Below are 308 nucleotides of genomic sequence, written 5' to 3'. Positions count from 1 at the left end.
CCAAAAAAAGAGGAAATACCCATGGCAAAGGCCAAGTTTGAACGTAACAAGCCACACGTCAACGTCGGTACAATCGGACACGTTGACCATGGTAAAACAACCCTTACCGCTGCAATCGCAACCGTAGCTGCAATCACCTCTGGTGGCGAAGCCAAAGACTACGCGTCTATTGACTCAGCACCAGAAGAAAAAGCACGTGGTATCACAATCAACACCTCACACGTAGAATATGACACAGACAGCCGTCACTATGCTCACGTAGATTGCCCAGGTCACGCCGATTATGTTAAAAACATGATCACTGGTGC

General features: G+C 48.1%; 1 protein-coding gene. It reads left to right on the top strand.

Annotated features, from left to right (window positions below):
- Positions 1 to 21: 21 nt before the first annotated feature.
- Positions 22 to 308 (top strand): GTP-binding protein (locus CXF69_RS00645; RefSeq protein ID WP_228706724.1); only part of this gene is annotated, 287 nt, incomplete at its 3' end.

It is taken from the genome of Psychrobacter sp. Choline-02u-9 (genome assembly GCF_002836505.1).
In the GTDB taxonomy this organism is placed as follows: Bacteria; Pseudomonadota; Gammaproteobacteria; order Pseudomonadales; family Moraxellaceae; genus Psychrobacter.
The sequence above is the reverse complement of the archived record's forward strand: the minus strand, read 5'-3'. Positions and strand labels throughout refer to the sequence as shown.